16 protein-coding genes and 3 tRNA genes are annotated in these 21,339 nt (G+C 38.8%); 11 read left to right on the plus strand and 8 right to left on the minus strand.

Annotation, left to right across the window (positions count from 1 at the left end):
* Positions 1-78 precede the first annotated feature (78 nt).
* Positions 79-2,385, plus strand: a complete 2,307-nt coding sequence (locus D0T53_RS10275; protein WP_221411527.1) for a ParB/RepB/Spo0J family partition protein — start codon at positions 79-81, stop codon at positions 2,383-2,385.
* Positions 2,386-2,597: 212 nt separating this feature from the next.
* Here D0T53_RS10275 and D0T53_RS10280 read toward each other — a convergent pair.
* Positions 2,598-2,671: transfer RNA gene (locus D0T53_RS10280), tRNA-Asn, on the minus strand.
* A 212-nt stretch (positions 2,672-2,883) separates the two neighbouring features.
* On the opposite strand from D0T53_RS10280, the gene D0T53_RS10285 reads away from it, so the two are divergent.
* Entirely contained in the window at positions 2,884-3,762 is an 879-nt protein-coding gene (locus D0T53_RS10285) for a DUF3078 domain-containing protein (protein ID WP_163267566.1), read from the plus strand.
* A 24-nt stretch (positions 3,763-3,786) separates the two neighbouring features.
* Positions 3,787-4,692 carry a 1,4-dihydroxy-2-naphthoate octaprenyltransferase gene (gene menA, locus D0T53_RS10290; RefSeq protein ID WP_163267568.1) on the plus strand — a complete coding sequence of 302 codons (906 nt, stop codon included), beginning with the start codon at positions 3,787-3,789 and terminating at the stop codon, positions 4,690-4,692.
* On the opposite strand, the gene D0T53_RS10295 is transcribed toward menA, so the two are convergent.
* Both D0T53_RS10295 and D0T53_RS10300 read right to left on the minus strand, forming a co-directional pair.
* Positions 4,693-6,132 carry a choice-of-anchor Q domain-containing protein gene (locus tag D0T53_RS10295; RefSeq protein ID WP_163267570.1) on the minus strand — a complete coding sequence of 480 codons (1,440 nt, stop codon included), beginning with the start codon at positions 6,130-6,132 and terminating at the stop codon, positions 4,693-4,695.
* Positions 6,133-7,216: 1,084 nt separating this feature from the next.
* Entirely contained in the window at positions 7,217-8,911 is a 1,695-nt protein-coding gene (locus tag D0T53_RS10300) for a SulP family inorganic anion transporter (RefSeq protein WP_163267572.1), read from the minus strand.
* A 244-nt stretch (positions 8,912-9,155) separates the two neighbouring features.
* Here D0T53_RS10300 and rbr point away from each other — a divergent pair, with 244 nt between their 5' ends.
* From rbr to D0T53_RS10320, 4 genes are all read left to right on the plus strand, one after another.
* Positions 9,156-9,734 (plus strand): rubrerythrin, encoded by a 579-nt coding sequence (gene rbr, locus D0T53_RS10305; protein ID WP_163267574.1) that lies wholly within the window; start codon positions 9,156-9,158, stop codon positions 9,732-9,734.
* Positions 9,735-9,853: 119 nt separating this feature from the next.
* Positions 9,854-10,510, plus strand: coding sequence for a methylated-DNA--[protein]-cysteine S-methyltransferase (locus tag D0T53_RS10310; protein ID WP_163267576.1), 657 nt, complete (start codon positions 9,854-9,856; stop codon positions 10,508-10,510).
* 63 nt (positions 10,511-10,573) lie between these two features.
* Positions 10,574-11,221 (plus strand): methylated-DNA--[protein]-cysteine S-methyltransferase, encoded by a 648-nt coding sequence (locus D0T53_RS10315; RefSeq protein ID WP_163267578.1) that lies wholly within the window; start codon positions 10,574-10,576, stop codon positions 11,219-11,221.
* Positions 11,222-11,257: 36 nt separating this feature from the next.
* On the plus strand, positions 11,258-12,079 hold the full coding sequence (locus D0T53_RS10320) for a methylated-DNA--[protein]-cysteine S-methyltransferase (RefSeq protein WP_163267580.1): 822 nt from the start codon (positions 11,258-11,260) through the stop codon (positions 12,077-12,079).
* Between the two features lie 76 nt (positions 12,080-12,155).
* On the opposite strand, the gene D0T53_RS10325 is transcribed toward D0T53_RS10320, so the two are convergent.
* The 5 genes from D0T53_RS10325 to D0T53_RS10345 all read right to left on the minus strand — a co-directional run bounded on the left by D0T53_RS10325 (position 12,156) and on the right by D0T53_RS10345 (position 17,536).
* Positions 12,156-14,099, minus strand: coding sequence for a glycoside hydrolase family 97 protein (locus tag D0T53_RS10325; RefSeq protein WP_163267582.1), 1,944 nt, complete (start codon positions 14,097-14,099; stop codon positions 12,156-12,158).
* A gap of 292 nt (positions 14,100-14,391) precedes the next feature.
* Positions 14,392-14,475: transfer RNA gene (locus tag D0T53_RS10330), tRNA-Leu, on the minus strand.
* Positions 14,476-14,514: 39 nt separating this feature from the next.
* A tRNA-Gly gene (locus D0T53_RS10335) sits at positions 14,515-14,587 on the minus strand.
* Positions 14,588-14,645: 58 nt separating this feature from the next.
* A complete protein-coding gene (locus D0T53_RS10340) occupies positions 14,646-15,665 on the minus strand; it encodes a 2-oxoacid:ferredoxin oxidoreductase subunit beta (RefSeq protein WP_185152994.1) in 1,020 nt (339 codons plus the stop codon).
* Positions 15,666-15,688: 23 nt separating this feature from the next.
* Positions 15,689-17,536, minus strand: a complete 1,848-nt coding sequence (locus D0T53_RS10345; protein WP_163267586.1) for a 2-oxoacid:acceptor oxidoreductase subunit alpha — start codon at positions 17,534-17,536, stop codon at positions 15,689-15,691.
* Between the two features lie 340 nt (positions 17,537-17,876).
* Here D0T53_RS10345 and D0T53_RS10350 point away from each other — a divergent pair, with 340 nt between their 5' ends.
* From D0T53_RS10350 to D0T53_RS10365, 4 genes are read left to right on the plus strand one after another with little or no spacing between them, the layout of a single operon-like run.
* Positions 17,877-19,622, plus strand: a complete 1,746-nt coding sequence (locus D0T53_RS10350; protein WP_163267588.1) for a S41 family peptidase — start codon at positions 17,877-17,879, stop codon at positions 19,620-19,622.
* 25 nt (positions 19,623-19,647) lie between these two features.
* Positions 19,648-20,244: a DUF4290 domain-containing protein gene (locus tag D0T53_RS10355; protein WP_163267590.1), complete on the plus strand. Its 597-nt coding sequence runs from the start codon at positions 19,648-19,650 to the stop codon at positions 20,242-20,244.
* A gap of 42 nt (positions 20,245-20,286) precedes the next feature.
* On the plus strand, positions 20,287-20,808 hold the full coding sequence (gene rimM, locus D0T53_RS10360) for a ribosome maturation factor RimM (protein WP_163267592.1): 522 nt from the start codon (positions 20,287-20,289) through the stop codon (positions 20,806-20,808).
* A gap of 3 nt (positions 20,809-20,811) precedes the next feature.
* Positions 20,812-21,276 carry a GNAT family N-acetyltransferase gene (locus tag D0T53_RS10365; RefSeq protein ID WP_255489433.1) on the plus strand — a complete coding sequence of 155 codons (465 nt, stop codon included), beginning with the start codon at positions 20,812-20,814 and terminating at the stop codon, positions 21,274-21,276.
* Positions 21,277-21,339 lie beyond the last annotated feature (63 nt).

Genomic DNA, 21,339 nt, shown 5'->3' on the forward strand with positions numbered 1-21,339 from the left:
TCATTAGTAAAAAAAAGTTTAAGTACATATAAACTATCTTATAGTTATAAATCTTTAAATATTTCAGAGGATTCATTGATGCGAAAACATACTAATGAATTAACAAATATACAAAGTAATGCTTCAATTATTGTATTTATGCCTATCGTAGAAAATGCACAAGAGTATACTTTAAAAAAAAATATTTATAATTTTATTTATATTGATACGGTGGATATTCGAATCAAGTATTACTACTTAGAAAATAGAGAAGAAATAATTCTAACTAAAGAACATTTTTTATATAAAAATAACAATTTCATACCCGATGGCTTGAAAGTGCTGAATGCTTGTTGTGGGATAGGACAGATAACGAAATACCTGTTGGATAAAGGCCTATCAGTCGAAGGATTCGATATTGATTCTGAACTCGTGGACACTTGCAGTATCTTATATCCGCAGGCAAAGTTCTATCAATACGACTACATGGATAAAGTCAGCGAAAAACGTTGGGACTTAATTGTTGCTAATCCGCCGTTTGAGAAACAGCTCATGAAAGGCTTTGCGTTGTGGTTAGAAACAGTATTGACAAAAAACGGAAAAGCCATATTTATGATTCCCTCGGGCTATCTTGATAAAAATCATTCGAAAGAGCTAATGTCGGCATTGAACAGATTTAACTGTCAGCATTGGGAGAAAGTGGAAGGATTGAAATATCCCGCTGAAATCATTATCATGGGACTCGATTCAGATATAGACAACGATAACAAAGAAAATAACATTATAAAAAATGAACTTATGAAAGCAGATGACGTATTATTGGTTGGTTTGGATAAAATAACTCCGAACCCCTTAAATCAACGAAAAAGAATTAATAAAGAAGAACTGGAAGAACTTGCTCAAAGTATAAGAGAGCACGGTTTATTACATCCCATAGCACTGCGGGAGAAAGATAATGGCTATGAAATAGTTTATGGCGAAAGGCGGTATCGGGCATATCTGCTAAATGGAGAAACAACAATACCCGCTATAATAAAGCAGCTCAGCGATAGTCAAGTGTTGGAAATAGTTTTGGCCGAAAACATTATACGCAAAGACCTGTCTGTAATGGAAGAATCCGATGCTTTCCAGCAATTCCTGGATTCGGGTAATTATACTATTGAGGATGTGTGCACCAAATCCGGGAAAAGCGATTCGTATGTACGCAACAGGTTAAGGTTACAGAATATTATAGATGAGTTCAAAGTATTGTTGGATAATGAAGAAATCGCTATCGGAATAGGCTTTGAATTGTCTAAATATGCGAAAAGTACCCAGAAGCATATATACAAGGAGCATTTCATCCATGATGACAATACGAATTGGAAGGAGCTGGGAGTAAAAGATTTTACAGGGCGGATAGAACGTTTATATACAAACGACCTTACCAAGTTCAATTTTGATAAAAGCGAATGCGAATCCAGCCAGTTTAATACAGCCTTGTATGAGCTATTCCCGACTAAGAACGGACGTTGTACAAACGGGGACTGCCTGCTGGCTAAAAAGAATAAATACACGGCAAGCTTTTGTGTTGCCGCATCAGAGAAATACCCTCACTTGGCAATTTGTATAGCTCCTTATGATAAGTTGAACGATGAAGTCAACAATAGCCTTCAGGAGCAAGGGATCGAAGTTGTAGCTATTAAAACCGAAGAATATCCCCAAAAGCCTCAAAAACCGGAAAGAACTGATTTTTCAACAGAAGAAGAATTCAATATAGCAATGGGGGAGTATACAATTGATGATATGGGCTATGCCTCGGATATGGATGAAATTGAAGCAAAGGTGCAGTCGGGAGAGTACAGACGTGTCGTTTATATCGGCGATAATAACCCCAAGTTATGTTATGCCCGTGTAGACCCAAAAGAGAAGACCGAAGACCCGAAAGAAAAGCTTATCCGACAAGATGAGGCGAATAAAGAGAATGTTACAAAAGGGACAGCCAAAGAAATTATGCAGTTATTGCAATCCCTTGAAATATCAACACCTGCATTTTCTGCTTTTGAAGAAGGAATATTGCTGTTTATGATGCTCGACAGCCTGAACTGGAAGCATTATCCTTTAATAGGAATAGATAATAAAGAGAAACGATCTTTAACGGATGAAGAAAAATATAAGATTATGAAAGGAGCGACTCCGGAACAAATCCTTATAATTAAGCGTGATTTTATCATTCGGAATATAGGGAATCCGTCAGCATCAAAATATGCTTTGTTGTTACTGATGGAGTTTTCTAAACTTCATTTTCCACAGGAAACAGCTGACCTGACAAGGAAACATTTGGATATATACAACCAGAAAAAGCAGAAGCTACAGGAACAAATGAATAAACTGAAAGCCAAACAGCCGGAGCATCGGCTTTGTTAAAAATAGGTCGATTTTCGTTTGTAAATGTAAATATTTAATCAAACGATTTAATAAATTATAAATATGCGATTAGTTTTTTGAGACATTAAAAGAGGAGAAGAAAATCACTGCAAATTTTGGCAAAAAAGTTAAGCTATCCTTTAACTGGCAAATTTCATTGGCAACAAAAGAAAAAAGCAGTTGCGAATCTTCGTAACTGCTTCATTTTCTTGCTCTTCCTCTTGGACTTGAACCAAGGACCCTCTGATTAACAGTCAGATGCTCTAACCGACTGAGCTAAGGAAGAATTAGCTTTTGTTTTTAAAAGCGTGACAAAAGTAGAGCATATTTCCGAAATATGCAATATATTTGCGTAAAATTATTGAACGAATTTTATATAAAAATGCAATTAAGGTTGAAAACAATGGCATTTTGGGGTTTGAATGTAATTTTTTACGAAACTTTGTAAGACTAAAAATATTTCTTATAGTATAAAAATCAAAATATTTTAATTTAATTATGAAACGCATTATTACCTTAATGGCAATAGCTTTATTTGCAGTGAGTGGGTTTGCTCAGGATATAGATAAAAAAGAAGTAAAACCTTGGGAACTGAAAGGGGTAGCCGGGCTGAATTTCTCACAAACATCATTATCAAGTTGGTCGGCGGGAGGAGAGAACTCTTTAGCCGGAAACGCTTATCTTAACGGGTCGCTGACTCACAAAAGAGGAAACTGGCTTTGGGTAAATAATCTTGCTTTAGAATATGGTTTAACAAATACAAAATCGCAAGGCACTCAGAAGTCTACCGATAAAATTGAGCTTTCGACACAAATCGGTTATTCTACCGATAATAAATGGTATTATACTGCAATGGCAGACTTTAAGTCGCAATTTGCCAAAGGTTATAAATATCCCGATAAGGATAATTATATTTCGAGGTTTATGGCTCCGGGATATTCAAACCTGTCGTTAGGTGCCGAGTATCGTCCGAATGATAATTATTCGGCATATTTTTCGCCAATAGCAGGAAAATTAACCTTTGTTACCGACGATTCGTTATCGAATAAGGGTGCATTTGGTGTCGATCCGGGCGATCATTTTAGAGCAGAGATGGGGGCTTATTTAAAATTAAAGGCTCAAAAAACATTGATGGAAAACGTAACCCTTATATCGAAAGCCGATTTTTTTACTGCTTATGATAGTTCTTTCGGAAATGTGGATGTAGAATGGGATGTTTTGATAAATATGAAGATTAATAAATTTCTAACAGCAAGCATAAATACTACATTGAAATACGACGACGATGTTAAATATGTAGACGATGAGGGTAACCCTAAAGGTCCTCGTGTTCAGTTTAAAGAGATATTAGGTATAGGACTTGCCTACAATTTTTAAAGAAGAACAAGTCTGCAGCTCAAAATGGCAAATATAAGATCTTGGATTTCGGCACTTCGCCCACGCACATTGTTTCTGGCTGTTGCTACAGCTTTGTGTGGAAGCGGAATAGCTTATTCGTCAGGAAAATTTAGTGTAGCCGTATGCATATTAACAATGCTTACGGCTACTGTTTTGCAGTTGTTGTCGAATATGGCAAACGATTTTGGCGACTTTGAACATGGAACCGACATTACCGGCGAAAGGGTTGGCCCTCAACGTTCGCTTCAAAGCGGTGCTATTTCGCCCAAGCAAATGAAGATTGCCATAATTATTGCTATCGTTATTGCCGCAATCACGGGGTTGTGCCTCATTTACATAGCATCGCAGTTTATGCCCATCGAGCAGATTCTTCTGTTTTTATTGCTTGGGGTGGCTTGTATTATAGCAGCTATTAAATATACGGCAGGAAAAAATCCGTATGGTTATAGAGGCTTGGGCGACATCTTTTCGTTTGTTTTTTTCGGTCCGGTGTCGGTTGTTGGTACTTATTTTCTTCATACCCACGAATTTGTTTTTCAGCCTTGGCTTCCGGCTCTTGGTTTGGGCTTTTTTACCGTGGCGGTGTTAAACGTAAATAATATGCGCGATATGGAGAACGACCGCAAATCGGGCAAAATAACAATAGCTATTAAACTAGGGTTGAAGAAAGCAAAACAATACCACGCATTTTTAACTATTGGCGGCATTGCCTGCTTTGTTTTCTACAATGTAATATATACCGATGCTTGGTATAATTGTTTGTACTTTGTTGTTTTTCTGTTGTTTATAAAAATATTGTTCGATATTTTCAAGACAAAAGAAAACCGTTTGCTCGATCCGTATCTTAAATACACATCAATGTCGGCTTTCTTTCTGTCTATACTTTTTTGTATCAGTATCAACCTCTGATTAAGGTACCGTCGGAGTCCATTCATAACAGCCTATATCCGGTCCTTCGTCCGAAATACGTGATACTCCCAGCATATCGGTAGTCCAAGTTTCTATTTTATACCTGTCTCCTTTGTTGATTGCCGGAGATATCGAATCCGGTTCGAAGTTGTAGTAGTAGTTGTTGTTTTTATCCACATCCTTAAATTCGGGATCTACATTCCAAACAGTGTTGACGTCAATTGCGTCATCTTCTCCGTTTACCTTTATCAGGCAGTTGCTTGTCAGTCGGTTGAATATTATTGACGTGTTGGGGCTTTTTTGTTCCTTAAAATGACGTCCGAAACCTTTTCCGCTGATAATAGAGTTTACAAATTCGCATCTGATAAGGGGGGCAGCTTCTTTATTGTCGTTTATATTGCCAACTGTTAAAGCAGGTCCGCGGCTCGAACCGAGTCTTCGCCACTCCATGTAGTTCGCTAATGTGCAATGCAAGAAATAATAGTCACCTCCTATTAGTTTCATTACTGTTGCACCCGAGTTAGAGAATAGCGAGTTGTAGCCTTCGATCTTGCAATTCTGAGCATAAATGCCATCGGACGAAGTGTTATGAATAATTGAGTTAATGAATATTGCTTTTTGTTCCGACAGGTTCGATCGCTTAAAAACAATTCCGTTTACCGAGTTTCTTAAATGAAAGTATTCGAAATGGTTGTTAAAGCTAAGCGAATCGACTTCGATGCCTCGCCACTGACCGGGAATACGATCGTAGGGGACAGTAGAAAATAACCAATCGGTTCTGTCGCCTCTGAATGTCACAGGTTGTTCGAGCGTTCCGTGCACATTAATGCTGCCGTAAACCTTTACACCTGCGTTTTCGTGGAAAAACAAACGTGTATTGCGCTCGAAATAGGCAGTCGCATTTTTGTTTATAACGAGCGAGTCGAATACTATAATGGGTTTTTTGCTTGTAAAGATGGTATCTTGTTCTATTATATTGCCACGCATAATAAATGCATCTTGCCCGAAGGCTTCGAGCTGCATATATTTTATATTTCCGTTGTATTCAAATTTTATAGAGTCTCTGATGAGTAAGGGACTGTCAGAATTCTGGGGGTCAACAGTAACTTCGATCAGTATATACATACTATCCTTTTTCAGTAGCTCTACATTGTGAACCTTGTCGCCACTGTAAGGTGGCACTTTTATCCGAAAGCCCGATTCTCCGGCTCCCATAAGTTCAATGGTGCTAAAAGTCAGGCTATTGCTGTTTCGGTTGTAAACTTTTATGCGTTTTGTAGCCGACCCGAAAGTAGTGAATATAGTATCGAAGCTTATGGTATCGGCAACAAATTCGATTTTCAGGTTAGGGTCGGACGAAAAATCTTCATCTTCGTTGATACATGATATAAATGCTGACAATGTTACTGATAAAAGCAGTATGTATTTATAAATTTTCATTTTTCTGGTTAATCTGGTTAATCGCACACTTCATCAAATTGAGCATGCTTGTCGGGTTATAGGTTTTTCTCTGTCGTTGTTATTTATTTCTATCTTCATTTTACTCATTTAGGTATGTTTCCAATAGAACATTCCTATGTATAACAAACGAACAAATATCTGGTTTATTTTTATAAAACCTGACAATTCTGACAGTTTTTTGTTTTTTGCATTATAAAGATACTAATTAACGGGGAGTTATTTTATTCTTCGTTTTTTTCTCCTTATTCGGAGATACAGCAATTTTCGGACACTTATAACCTTACGCCTAATCTGTTGTAATTCTATTTGTGTAGAATAGCTTCTCTTTTATAATGTGCTGTAGCGCATATAAATTATAAAACCTGACACATCTGACAGCTTTATCGTTTTTTTTAATTATACTTATTAATTAACTGCCGCGCATCTTACCGATGCTTGCCTTCGTTAATTTTGAGTCGCCTCCGCTCCTCGATCGTTGTTTGCCTTGATGCAAAACGAACCAAAATCAAGACTGCGCCTGTTGTGCGACCCGCTGTTTAGCTTGTTCACTGAACAAAAAATAACTCGCACAGAATATTGTGCAGACTTTTAAGTCAGGCTATGCTCAAACAGCTTTTTGTTCCGGGCGTTCACTTCGCTAAGCGGGTACCCCGCACATACGGCGAGGTCGGTCCTTTTTGCGAAGCATTGTCTGAGAGCGGCCTTAGCTTCGACGGACAAAGCCTGCAATGCTGTCCCCAAGAAGGTATAGCCGCAAAATGCCTTTTTGATTCCTTTTGCGGCATAGGGCAAAAGGAATGCAAGTGATCTTCGATCACGCGCAGTAACAGTAAAAGAGTACAATTAAACAGAATACTTATTCTGTCAATGTAGAATTAGGCGCAATTCACAATGCGATAAAAAGCATATAAACCGTAAAACCTGACACACCTGACAGCTTTTGTGTAATACATATCAACAACTGTTGCCTGTTGATTTGGGGCAATTGTAGCAGAGCGAATGTCTTAAAAATAAAGAGATAAATATGATGAAATAATATACTAAAGTTTTATTCGGGTAATATCTATTGATTGTTTTCGTCCAGAAACGAATTAGCCTTTGCCAATGCAATATTTATATTGTCGCAAATATTATCCTTTCCTATTATTTCGTAGAATCCGGCTTTTTCGAGAGTCATTCTTACATCGGGCCTTACTCCCGATAATATGACTTTTATGTTTTCTTTTTGCGATTTTATACATAAGGTTTCGAGATTGTGCAAACCGGTAGAGTCCATAAAAGGGACTTTTCTCATGCGGATGATTCTTACTTTTGCTTTTTCGCCTACAATACGCATACTTTCGTCAAATTTGTTTGCTATCCCGAAAAAGAAAGGACCATCTATCTCATAAACTTCGATACCTTTTTTTAGGGTCAATCCATCTTCGTTTCCTTCGCTGTCAGGTTCTTCCGACAAAATAAGTTTATCTTTCATAACCGATACCTGAGTAGTATCCATAATCCGTTTCAAAAACAGGAAGATTGCCAATATAAGACCTATTTCGATGGCAATTGTCAGGTCGAAAATGACGGTAAGGAAGAAGGTTGTAAGTAAAACAGCAACGTCGGATTTAGGACCTCTAAGCAAGTCCTTAAATGTACGCCATTCGCTCATGTTGTACGAAACAACAACAAGTACCCCTGCCAGACACGCCATTGGTATATGTTTTGTTAAATCGCCAAGAAACAGCAAAATGAGAAGCAGAACAACGGCGTGTATCATACCCGCAACAGGTGTGCGCCCTCCGTTGTTTATATTTGTCATAGTACGGGCAATAGCACCCGTTGCCGGAATTCCGCCAAAAAACGGAACGGTAAGGTTTGCTACTCCCTGTGCTATAAGCTCGGTGTTCGAATTTGTGCGCGCTCCGGTCATACCATCGGCAACTTTTGCCGAAAGTAACGATTCGATAGCACATAAAATAGCTATTGTGAAGGCTGACGGAAAAAGCAGATTTATACTTTCGATAGTAATCGGGAGCGATTCTATTTCGGGTAATTCTGCGTTTATAGTAAAGCGGTCGCCAATGGTTTCGAGGCCGTCTATTTGAAACACGCTTTTTAAAATATAAGCAATAATCGTTATAACAATTATCGCAATCAGCGATCCCGGAATTTTTTTGGTTATCTTGGCTGAACCAACAATTATAAGAATGCTAACTACGCCCACGGCAAAGGTGCACCAATCAATGGTATTGAGATGATTGAAATATACCGCCCATTTAGCCAGAAAATCGGAAGGGATATTATCTATATCCATACCAAGTAAATCCTTAATCTGGGTCGAAAATATAGTAACTGCAATTCCGCTTGTAAACCCAACGATAATAGGGTAGGGGATAAATTTAATAACGGTACCCAGTTTCAACACGCCCATAAGCACGAGCATAAGTCCCGCTAAAAAAGTGGCTATGGCCAACCCTCCTATGCCGTATTGCTGGATAATTCCGTAAACAATAACAATGAAAGCTCCTGTCGGGCCCCCTATCTGCACCGTATTACCACCTAAAAAAGAGATAATAAACCCTGCGATAATTGCAGTAAACAGCCCCTTTTCGGGTGTAACTCCTGATGCAATACCAAAAGCAATAGCTAAAGGCAAGGCAACAATACCTACTATTAGGCCCGCCATAAGGTCGGACGCGAACTTTTCTTTACTGTAGCTTTTCACAGATATGAAAAACTGCGGCATAAATTCTTTTAAAATGTTAGTTTTCATTGCTTTGAGCGAATAACAAATTTTAACTCATTAAACACTTGTCACAAAGGCTTCTTTGATAGTCGGTTGTGGCAGATAACTTGGTCTTTATTTAGAATATATCTAATTAGCAACCCCGAAAAGCGGTTTTGCTTATAAATTTTTAATACACAAAGGTAGGAAATCATTTTATTTAAACCTTGAAAATCATTAACATTTATTATTTTTGTGTTGATTGTACTGTGAAACTATAATTTTTTTGAACATGGAAAAAAGTGTAAAAGGAACTAGAACCGAAAAGTGTCTGTTAACATCGTTTGCAGGCGAGTCTCAAGCAAAAATGCGTTATACATTTTTTGCGAGTGTAGCTAAAAAAGAGGGATATGAGCAAATTGCAGCAAATTTCCTCGAAACTGCCGATCAGGAAAAAGAACATGCAAAACGTATGTTTAAGTTTCTGGAAGGAGGAATGGTTGAAATAACCGCTTCTTATCCTGCAGGGAAAATAGGGACAACCGAAGAAAACCTTATTGCTGCCGCTGCAGGCGAGCACGAAGAGTGGGCTGTGGACTACCCTATGTTTGCCGATATTGCCGAAGAAGAAGGTTTTAAAGAAATTGCAACAATGTATCGCATGATTGCGAAAGTTGAAGAAATGCACGAAAACCGTTACAAAGCTTTGCTCGACAGAATACAAAAAGACAGTGTGTTCTCTCGTGAAGAGGCTATCGACTGGCAGTGCCGTAATTGCGGTTATGTATTAACCGGTAAAAAAGCGCCGAAAACATGTCCGGCGTGTTTGCATCCACAAGCATTTTTCGAACCAATGAAGTGGAACTTCTAATCCTACACTACACCTCACTATATAATAAAACTGATATATACCCTGGCTTTTTATTAAGTCAGGGTTATTTTTTATACCTTCATGTTTGAAGAAGAAATTATTTTTGCATAAAAATAGAAATGAAAATAGCTCGTTCATACGAAAATATCGCGGAAGATATTTTAAACCCCGAAGTAGAGTACTCGTGCTTGAATAAACAAGTAGTCCTCAGCAGAATGATAGATAATCTGCCATCGGAGCCTTGGGCTAATATCGAAATAAACGATTGGCTACCCAAAGATGAAGAGTTATTAATAGAATATTCATTTTATAACACACCTTTTGGTAATGTGTTAGTAGCTAATACGTCTAAAGGAATTTGCTATCTCGGATTGATAGAGGGAAACTTGGAAGATGTTTTATCCGATTTCGAAAAACGGTTTAGTTACACCAATCGGGTAGAAACGCAAACGTTGCAACAAAAGCAAGCAGTTGATTTTTTGAATGGAAAAACCGACAAACTTTTATTATTTCATTTAAGAGGGACGCCATATCAAATCGGAATATGGCGAAAACTTATCAGGATTCCTTACGGTAAAGTAATCTCGTATGCAACATTGGAGGGAAGTGCGCAGTTTGCCCGTGCTGCCGGAGCAGCAAACGGCAGAAATCCTATCTTTTGGATTATTCCTTGCCATCGGGTAGTGAAAACCGATGGAGGCTTCGATCGCTACTTTTGGGGTAAAGATGTAAAGAAGCGATTGCTTGGCTGGGAATTTGCCAACAGCAAAATTTAGCAAGAATCGGGTTTGCTTAATCTCAAAATTATACGAACTTTGAATACGTAGGGAACAATAAAAATGAAGATAGCTTTTAAAAATATAGCAGAACTCTTGGAAGATCCGTTTTTCGAAGTCAGGTATCTCGGAAAAGATGCGGTTAAAATGCGCACTTTTCCTGTGGAAAAATTTGGCGAAGCTCCAAGCAATTTTCAATTTGCAGATTGGACTAAAGAAGATGAAAAGGAGGTTGTGGAATATTCATTCTTCGAAACAGAGATAGGGAGGTTGTTAATTGCAAATACTTCGAAGGGATTATGTTTTTTAGGTTTTACCTGTTGCGCAGATGAAGATATTAAAGCCGATTTTATTCGTCGGTTTCCTAAGGCGTTATTTAAAGAGCAAATTAGCGATATTCAAAAGCTGGCGGTCGAATTTTGTAACGGAAACTACCATTTAACAATACCGTTGCATCTGAAGGGAACAGAGTTTCAAATAAATATTTGGAAAAGTCTGGGTCGTATTCCAAGAGGTTGTTTTTCTACTTATGGTTCTTTGGCGCCTAATGCAGGAGGTGCGCAGGCTATTGGTTCGGCAGTGGGTGCAAATCCTGTAAGTTATATAATTCCCTGTCATCGCATTGTTAAAAGCGATGGTAGTTATCAGGGTTATCATTGGGGTACAGAGCTTAAAAGACAACTTTTGGCATATGAAATGCAAAATACTTGAAAGTATGAAACACAACGCCAGATAGATGATGAGAGAATGAAATCGGCTATTTTATTCTTGGTAAATAATTACACAACCCAGCCCAAGCTAAGCGATATTGCAGAACATGTAAATATGAGTTCTTTCCACTTTCAGCGGATGTTTCAGGAATGGGTTGGAGTTACACCCAAGCAGTTTGTCCGGTATTTAAGTGTGGAACATGCTAAAAAAATGCTGAAAGAAACCCGTGCGACACTATTCGACACAACGCACGAATTAGGTTTTTCGGGAACAAGCCGCTTGCACGATCTCTTTGTCAGCATAGAGGGGATGACGCCGGGCGAATATAAAAACGGAGGCGAAAACTTGTCAATTAATTATTCTTTTGCCGATACTCCTTTTGGCAATATCATTATTGCATCTACCAATAAAGGTATTTGTTATATGACTTTTGCCGATAAAGGACAGGAAGAAGCGTTGGATCGTTTGAAAAGTACCTATCCTAAAGCTGAATACAAGCATTTTTTAGATGAAAAACAGCAGAATGCCTTGTTTGTATTTACTCAGGATTGGGGTAAATTACAAGAGGTAAAATTGCACCTGAAGGGAACAGAGTTTCAATTGAAAATATGGGAAACTCTTTTGAAAGTGCCTTCGGGCGGACTTACAACCTATTCCGATTTGGCTTTAAAAGCAGGACATGAACGTGCTCAAAGGGCTGTGGGTACGGCCTTGGGTAATAATCCTGTTGTTCTCCTGATACCATGCCACCGTGTTATACAGGCTTCCGGAATTATCGGGAATTATCGTTATGGCGAAGATAGAAAAAATGCTATAATTGGATGGGAGGCAGCAAAGCAGGAACTTATTACGGATTGATATTGAAACGAACTTTCAGATAGATAAAAAATGCCCGGTTTCTGTCGGGCATTTTTTTATGTATTAATAGAGTGTTTTATTTGTTTGTCAGAATAATTCCACCTTCGGGCTGTATCAGCAGGCTAACTTCTTTATTATTTTTTATAGACTTTTCTTCCAGTTGTGGTTTACGGTCTTTCGTGTCGGAATATATAGCCACTTTAGAAGATGTTAACATGGGCAGATTCACTTTTAATTTTAAAGGCTCTTTCTGGGCATTTATACCTACTACATACCATTCGTTATTGTGTCGGCGTGCCAGTACACAATATTTACCGGGATAACCGTCGATGAATACTGTTTCGTCCCATGTTGTAGGCACCTTCTTCATAAAATCAATGACAAAGTCGGCACAATCCGTTAAATTATTGGGTGCAATGGCAAACATCTGAACGGGGCTTTGGAACAGAACGGCTGTTGCAATCTGGAATATATCGGTGGTTTTACGTGTTTGTCCGCCATCGTTTGTTTTGTTGTGACGCTTATTCAGCAATACAGGCCCAAATTCCATTGCGCCCACAGCATTCCTTATAAATGGGTGTAACGATGCGTTGTAAGCTTCTGTATCGTTGGCATGTTGCGTGAATATAAGATTCTCGGATGCAAGTACGGCTTCGCTTCCCACATAATTAGGATACATACGCTCCCAACCTCTGGGTAAAGTACAGCCGTGGAATATAATCATTAATCCGTATTCGTTTGCATCGGAAAGAATGTCTTCGTACAATTTCATGGTTTCCTGTTTGTCTCCTCCAAAGAAATCAACTTTCAAGCCTTTTACACCAAGGCTTTGTAGCCACTTCATTTCTTTTTTTCGGGCTACCGAGTTACTCATTTTTTGTTTTGCACCTTGAGGAGCGTCGTTCCAATAGCCATTAGAGTTATACCATAAAAATACGTCTACGCCTTTCGACTGAGCGTATTTAAAGAGCGATGGCATTCTGTCGTAGCCTATTTGCTTGTCCCATAGGCCATCTATAAGAACATATTCGTAACCCATTGCAGCAGCTAAGTCTATGTATTTTATCTGATCGTCGTAATTCACGCTGTTGTCTTGCCACATGATCCAACTCCATGTCGAACGCCCGAATTTATAATCTGTCGAAGGTTCGTATAAAGGTTCAACTACATCGAACGGGATTGTTGTTTCTACAATTGGTTTTAAGTTGTCGCCTACTGTAATTGTTCTCCAAGGTGTTTCTCCGGGCAACGCAATAGCCGGCTGTGCATTTCCTATCCCGTTATTTTCTCCTTCTTCGGGAAAGGCTACTGTATATAATCCGTCTTTTGTTCCTTCGCTAAGTTTCGATCCGCAATATAAACTGCTTACGCCTGTTTCCGAAACCAATGCCCATCCGTTATCTCCAACATGGAACAATCCGGGAAATGTATAACCCACTCCGTATTTCGAAGGTGTTCCGATAGGTTCATCGGCTACATATTCTTCTTCGTAACTAGGTTTGGTACGTTTCCAGCCAATCATAGGGGTGGCTTGTGGTGTAAGAAAAGTTGTTGTGAACTGAGGAAATTTAAAACCGGTGGCTTCTTTTTCGATAATGCAACAAGCTGTTTCGCCAAACTGGGGTAAAGCGTATTTTAATGCTATATTGTTATTACTGACTCTTATTGTAATAAATATTTTCTGTTTTTGAGTGTTTTCGTAAGTGCAAACAGCTTCTTTTGCGACATAATGAATGTCTGATTTCTTTATTCTGTTTTGAGTGTACGATTTCTCAATATCCGACAATTTAATATCAACAAATGATAAATCTTTACTGAAATCCCCAACATTGGTTTTTAATCCCAGTGGAGAATCTTCCAATATTTGTTTTCCTTTATATGTTACGGCATAATTAGGTATTCCGTTTTTTAACGAAAGTTCGACACTTAAATTTTGGTCAGGACTTTTTATTACCGAATTTTGCGCTTGGGTATAGGGCAAAAATCCAATCAATAATAGTGCAATAAGAATCTTTTTCATGATTTTAGTTCAGATTGATATATAATTAACTACTTAGTTTTCCTTGATGTATTAAGCGTTAAAAATACAATTAAATTGTTTAGGCACAAAATTTATGTAGTATTCAATTAAAATACTATTGTGCTTTTAAACAGTTGTTTTGTGAAATTTAAGATTAATAATTCAATATTTGACTGAATCTATCCGAAAAGCGTCTGTCGAAAATCTTTATCTGCTTAACGGTTATTGTGCTAGAATAAATAAAAACCCGTTGAGATTCTATTGAAAATCAACGGGTTTAAATATACGGAAGTGCGCACGACGAGACTTGAACTCACACGTCCTTACGGACACTACCCCCTCAAAGTAGCGTGTCTACCAATTCCACCACGTGCGCAAACATTTAGAAAAAAAAATGTGACCGTTGTCACATTTGAGCGAAAGACGGGATTCGAACCCGCGACCCCGACCTTGGCAAGGTCGTGCTCTACCAACTGAGCTACTTTCGCAATACGGCTGCAAATATACAGCCATTTTTTATTTCTTCAAAATTTTCGGTTAAAGTTTTTATTTTATCTCCCAAACTTCTCCACTCATCAGAAATTCGGTAAAGGTTTTCTTTCCTATCTTCTTTTGTACATCTTCTATACTCTTTTCTACTTCTATATCGTAAACAGGAGCTTCTACCGAGCGAATAACACCTAACGCTAATGGCATTCCGCTTTTGGGATCCATAGCAGCAAGTTTTATATGCAAGGCGTTGTCTTGTGTTTTAGCATCATGTATCAATATGTCATCTATCGAGTATCCGTCTTTTCCTATTTCTACGGCTTTCAGTGCCCAGCCTTCGGCTACAATTCCAAATTGGTTGTTTTCGCCAAAAAGCATTTTTTCGCCATGCTTCAAAGTGATTGTGCGTTCGGCACGGCACGATTTGTCGATAACGCATTTATGTACGTCGTCGTTAAATATCACACAATTCTGAAGTATTTCTACAACCGATGTTCCTTCGTGGCGTGCAGCCTCAACAAACATATTTACCGAACCCTTTAGGTCTACGTCGATACAACGTGCGAAAAATGTGCCACGTGCCCCCATTGTCAGTTCTGCCGGATTGAATGGATCTTCGACAGTGCCGTATGGCGACGATTTGGAAACAAATCCGCGTTCCGATGTTGGCGAGTACTGACCTTTTGTAAGTCCGTATATTTTATTGTTCAGTAAAAGTATGTTTATGTTTACATTACGCCTAACGCAGTGTATAAAATGGTTACCGCCAATAGCAAGACAGTCGCCATCGCCTGTGGCTAGCCATACCGACAGGTCGGGGTTGGCTGTTTTTACGCCTGTTGCAATAGCTGCTCCACGTCCGTGAATGGTGTGGAATCCGTATGTGTTCATGTAATAAGGCAGGCGCGACGAACAACCGATACCCGAAACAACTGCTACCTGATGAGGTTGAAGGCTTAGTTCGGCCATTGCTTTATGAAGGCTGTTCAATATAGCATGGTCGCCACATCCGGGACACCAGCGCACGTATTGGTCGCTTTTATAATCTTTAGCATTGCATGGCGTTGCTTGTTTCATATTTGTATCTATACTCATGGCTGTTATTCCTCCAGTTTTTTAGTAAATTCGTTAATCAAAATCTCAACATTTAATGGCTGTCCATCAACTTTATTGTAGCGAGAAATAGCCAATCCCGGAATTTTTTCGGTTAAAAAGCCTGCGAATTGTCCCATGTTTTGTTCAGCTACAATTATTTTTTTGTAGCTGCGAAGAATTTCTTCGGTATTCTTTGGTAACGGATTTATGAAGTTGAAATGTGCTAGAGCTACTTTCTTTCCGTCGTTATTCATTTTTCTTACAGCTTCACGCAAGTGTCCGTAAGTTCCGCCCCAGCCTACAACCAATAATTCGGCGTTGCTGTCACCCAATACTTCAAGTTGGGGTATATAGTCGGCTATCTTTTCTATTTTTGCCTGACGTGTATTCACCATCTTTTGGTGATTTTCAGGGTGTGTGGATATAGCTCCTGTGTTGTAATCTTTTTCGAGTCCGCCAATACGGTGCGTATAGCCTTCTATTCCGGCAGCAGCCCAATATCGGGCGTATGTTTCATCGTCTCTTAAAGCAGGAGTCCATTCTCCCGATTTAAGCTGAGACTGGTCGTGTGGCACAATTGAAGGATATTTGTCGAGTTCCGGAATTCGCCATGCCGACGACCCGTTTGCTATGTAACCGTCTGTCAATAAAACTACGGGTGTTATATGTTCCAAAGCTATTTTTGAAGCCCAATAAGCCGAATCGAAGCAGTTTGTAGGGCTCGATGCAGCCATTACCACAATGGGACTTTCCCCGTTACGTCCATACAATGCCTGACGAAGGTCGGTTTGTTCGCTTTTTGTAGGCAATCCTGTTGAAGGTCCGCCACGTTGTACGTCAACAATAACTAAAGGTAATTCGGCCATCACAGCTAATCCCATGGCTTCGCTTTTTAGTGCAAGTCCGGGACCCGATGTAGTTGTTGTAGCTAATTTTCCGGCAAAGCTGGCTCCTATAGCCATACATATTCCAGCAATTTCGTCTTCTGCCTGAATTGCTTTTACGCCTAAATCTTTGCGTTTAACCAGTTCCTGCATTATTTCGGTTGCAGGGGTTATAGGGTATGAGCCTAAAAACAGCTGTTTGTTTGCTTTTTCTGCGGCAGCCATCAATCCGTATGCAGTAGCGGTATTACCATTCAGATCGAGATAGAATCCTTTTTCCGAGTTAACAGTCTCAACACGGTATATATTAGCCGTCATGTCACGGTTTTGTCCGTAGTTATAACCATCGGCCATCACTTTTAAGTTGGCTTCGGCCAACATTGGTTTTTTAGCAAACTTGGATGACAGTAATTGGTTTGCTACATCTAAAGGCCTGTTCAGTAACCAACATGTTAAGCCTAGTGCAAACATATTTTTGCATCTGGTTTTCGACTTCATATCCAAATCCATACCTTCAAGGCTGGCTCTGGTGAGCGTAGTAATGGGCACAGCCACTAACTGAATACCCGTAAGCCCTAATTCCTGAATGGCATCGTCGGTTTTGTAAAGGGCTTTTTCCAAGTCCTTTTTCTGGAATGAGTCGATGTCGATAATTACAACCGAATCGTGTTTTAAGTTAGCTGCATTAACTTTTAATGCGGCAGGATTCATGGCGACTAACACGTCGGCTTTATCTCCTGAAGTATAAACTTCGGACCCAAGGTGTACTTGAAAGCCCGATACCCCGCTCAATGTTCCTTGTGGTGCGCGAATTTCGGCAGGAAAATCGGGAAAGGTTGCTATTTGGTTTCCAAAAACAGCAGACAGAGTAGAAAAGATTGTGCCCGAAAGCTGCATTCCGTCTCCCGAATCTCCCGAGAATCTTATCACAACATTCTTAACCTCTTTTACACGTACATTTTCTAGCATATTTATATAGATGTTGGTTGTTCTGATTTACAAAGAAACAAAAATAAGCCTGAATACGCAAGTAATTTAGTCTGAGTATGCGCTTTTTTGTGTCATTTTGTAACTGTTTGTTTTTAACAAACCGACAAAAGGTGACGGAATTGGCTTTGTTTAAAGAAAAAAGAATATTGTTTTTTTTGCTTTTTTATTTTTTGATTCAAGGTTTTGGCGAAGTCTTTTATAAAGATATAACAAAACAGTGTTTTAGTATGTGTAAAAAAAATCGTTTCTTTGTTCTTTAGTTTAATGTTTTCTACACAACAATATAAAGGTTTTAAGAATTTAAATCTGGATTATAACAATGAAACGCAAATTTTATACTTTACTAATATTATTGGCAATAGCGGTTCAGGCTGGCTATTCGCAAGAAAAGAAAGGTGAAGACAAGTATTTCAATATCAATAAAAATGTCGAAATATTCAATTCTGTGATAAAAGAGTTGGATATGTTTTACGTAGATACCGTTGATGTAGAGAAAGTTGTTCAGACGGGTATCGTTAGTATGTTGGCAGGGCTCGATCCTTATACCAATTATATAACCGAAGAGGAAATGGGCGACTTTAAAATAATGACAACCGGCGAATACGGCGGTGTAGGCTCGTATATATCGGCTCGAAAAATAGATGGAGAATACCGTGTTATTATTAGTGGGCCATACGAAAATATGCCTGCTGCTAAAGCGGGATTAAAAGACGGTGATATTATCCTTTCGATTGATGGAAAAGATATGACAAAGCTCGAAGGGGGAGGGGATGCTTCATCGTCCGACTATGGGCAAAAGTTAAGTTCTCAGGTTAGCAATACTTTGAAAGGTCAGCCGGGAACAAGTTTGAAGGTTGTGGCATTGCGTCCGGGCGAGAAGAAGTCTCGTGAGTTTAAAATAACCCGCGAGAAAATACAAGTAAGTTCGGTGCCCTATTATGGGGTACTCGAAAATAATATTGGTTACATTTCGTATACAGGTTTTACCGATAAAAGTGCATTGGATGTAAAGAAGGCTTTGCTCGATCTGAAAAAGCAGGGTGTGGCGTCAATAGTTCTCGATTTAAGAGGTAATGGTGGTGGAATTTTGGAAGAAGCTGTACAGGTTGTAAACTTTTTTGTGCCAAAAGGTGAAGTTGTTTTGTCGACAAAAGGCAAGCTAAAGCAAACCGAACGGGTATATCGTACAACTGTAGAGCCAATAGATGCAGAAATACCATTGGCTGTATTGGTGGATAGAGGATCGGCTTCGGCAGCCGAAATTGTAGCCGGGGCTTTACAGGATAAAGACCGTGCTGTGATAATTGGGGAGCGTACTTTTGGCAAAGGCTTGGTACAAATGCCCCGTGAGTTGCCTTTTGGTGGTAGCATGAAGATAACCAGTTCGAAATACTATGTTCCGAGTGGCAGATGTATACAGGCTATTGATTATGCGCATCATAACGAAGATGGCAGCGTACAACGTATTCCCGATAGTTTGACCCATGTATATAAAACAGTAAATGGACGTGAGGTGAGAGATGGTGGAGGTATAAATCCTGATATTGTTATAAAACAAGAGAAAACACCAAGCCTTGCTTTCTATTTGGCTACCCAATATATCATATTCGATTATGCAACCGATTGGGCTAGCAAGCATAAGGAAATAGGGCAAATAGGCACTTTTAATATAAGCGATCAGGACTATGAAAGCTTTAAGGAATATGTGAAAGCTAAAAAAGATTTCAAATATGATATGCTGAGCGAAAAATCGTTGAAATCGTTGAAGGAAGTTTTGGAGTTTGAGGGTTATATGGATTCTGCGAGTGAAGAATATAAAGCATTGGCAGATAAACTTACTCCTAATTTAGACAGGGATTTAGAAACATTTAAACAGGAAATAAAAGAGCTTCTGAATACGGAAATAGCTAAGCGTTATTATTATCAACGAGGCGAAATTGTTGAGGAACTAAAAACCAGCAAGGAACTGAAAGAGGCTGCAGCAATATTGTCGGATGGCTCTCGTTATAAAACTATTTTATCTCCGGTTTCCGAAACAAATAACAATGTTGCAGAAGTGCAATAAAAAACAGAAAATCTAAATATATATAATGGAATATAATACTCAATTAAAAGATTTGGCTCTACCCGAATATGGGCGAAATATACAGAACATGGTAGATTTTTGCGTTGCCATTGAAGATAGAATAGAACGTAAACGTTGTGCCGATACTATCATAAATATTATGGGAAATATGTTTCCCCATCTGAGAGACGTTAATGACTTTAAACATATACTATGGGATCATTTGGCGATAATGTCCAATTTTAAATTGGATATTGATTATCCGTACGATATAATAAAGAAGGAAGACTTGTATTCGAAGCCCGGTAAGCTGGAATATAGCCGTCCTGAAATGAATTATAAGCATTACGGAAAGATTCTCGAAAAAATGATAAAGCTGGCCGCCGATTACGAGGATGCCAAAGAGAAAGAAAGAGAACAGCTTATTATGCTGATTCTTGTACATATGAAAAAGTCGTACATACAATGGAATAAGGAGGTTGATGACTCGAAAATATTTCAGGACTTGTACGAGCTATCGAACAAGCAAATTGATGTGAGAGGCTCTGATATAAAACTTCCCGATATGAAAGACCTCAATCAGCGTAAACAACAACGCAATAATAATTCCAAAAAAAGATAAGTTTAGAAGGGAAAATTATCCATACTTAAAATTAGAAGGAAAATGATCCTCGAAGACGAAATATTTAAAATAGGAAAATTTCTTAAGCCTCACGGAATAAAAGGCGAAATAGCATTTTTGTTCGAAAACGATGTTTTCGATAAAGTTGATTGTCCTTATTTGGTATGCCTTGTTGATGGCATATTTGTTCCGTTTTTTGTCGAGGAGTATCGTTTCAAAGGAAAAGAAACCGCTCTGATTAAATTTGAAGGGATGGATTCGGACGAAGCCGTAAGCAGGCTTAATAATACCGATGTGTATTTTCCGAGAGATTATTTCGACAAAGCGGAAGAAGATGTTGAGTATAGTTGGAATTTTTTCATCGGATTTAAGGTGACCGATTCAACCATTGGCGATATAGGTGTTGTAGAGAGCATAGACGATGCAACCATAAATGTTTTATTTGTGGTAAAAAGAGGTGACGAAGAAATTCTTATTCCTGCATCGGAAGACTTTATACTGAATGTAGATGCACGAAATAAGATTGTTGAAATGAACTTGCCCGAAGGCTTAATCGAAATTTAATTTATGGAAGGTATAAATATAAGGTTGTTAACCGAAAAAGAGCCTATGCCCTTCGATCTGCTGTATCTGGCAGATCCGTCTCCCGAGGCTGTAGCCGATTATTTGGACAGGGGAGAATGTTTTGCTGCTTTTAACAAAGATGGCGAAGTTGTAGGCGAATATGTTTTACTGCCTACCCGTCCGTTTACAATAGAGTTGGTAAATATTGCAGTTGCCGAGAGTTTGCAAAGTATGGGGCTGGGTAAAGCATTAATATTTAATGCGATAGAGGCGGCGCGAGCTAAAAATTATAAAACGCTGGAAGTAGGAACAGGTAATACGGGCATAGATCAACTGGCTTTTTATCAAAAATGTGGCTTTACTATAACTTCGGTCGATTTCGACTTTTTTACAAAACATTATCCCGAACCTATTTTCGAAAATGGTGTTCAGTGCCGTCATATGATAAGGCTGCGCATGGATTTGTAATGCCGCGTCGGTAATAAACCTAAAAAAAACGGAGCATTTTATCTATACAGTAGAAAGTATTAA

The sequence above is a fragment of the Dysgonomonas sp. 216 genome (assembly GCF_010501065.1).
Classification (GTDB): Bacteria; Bacteroidota; Bacteroidia; order Bacteroidales; family Dysgonomonadaceae; genus QVMM01.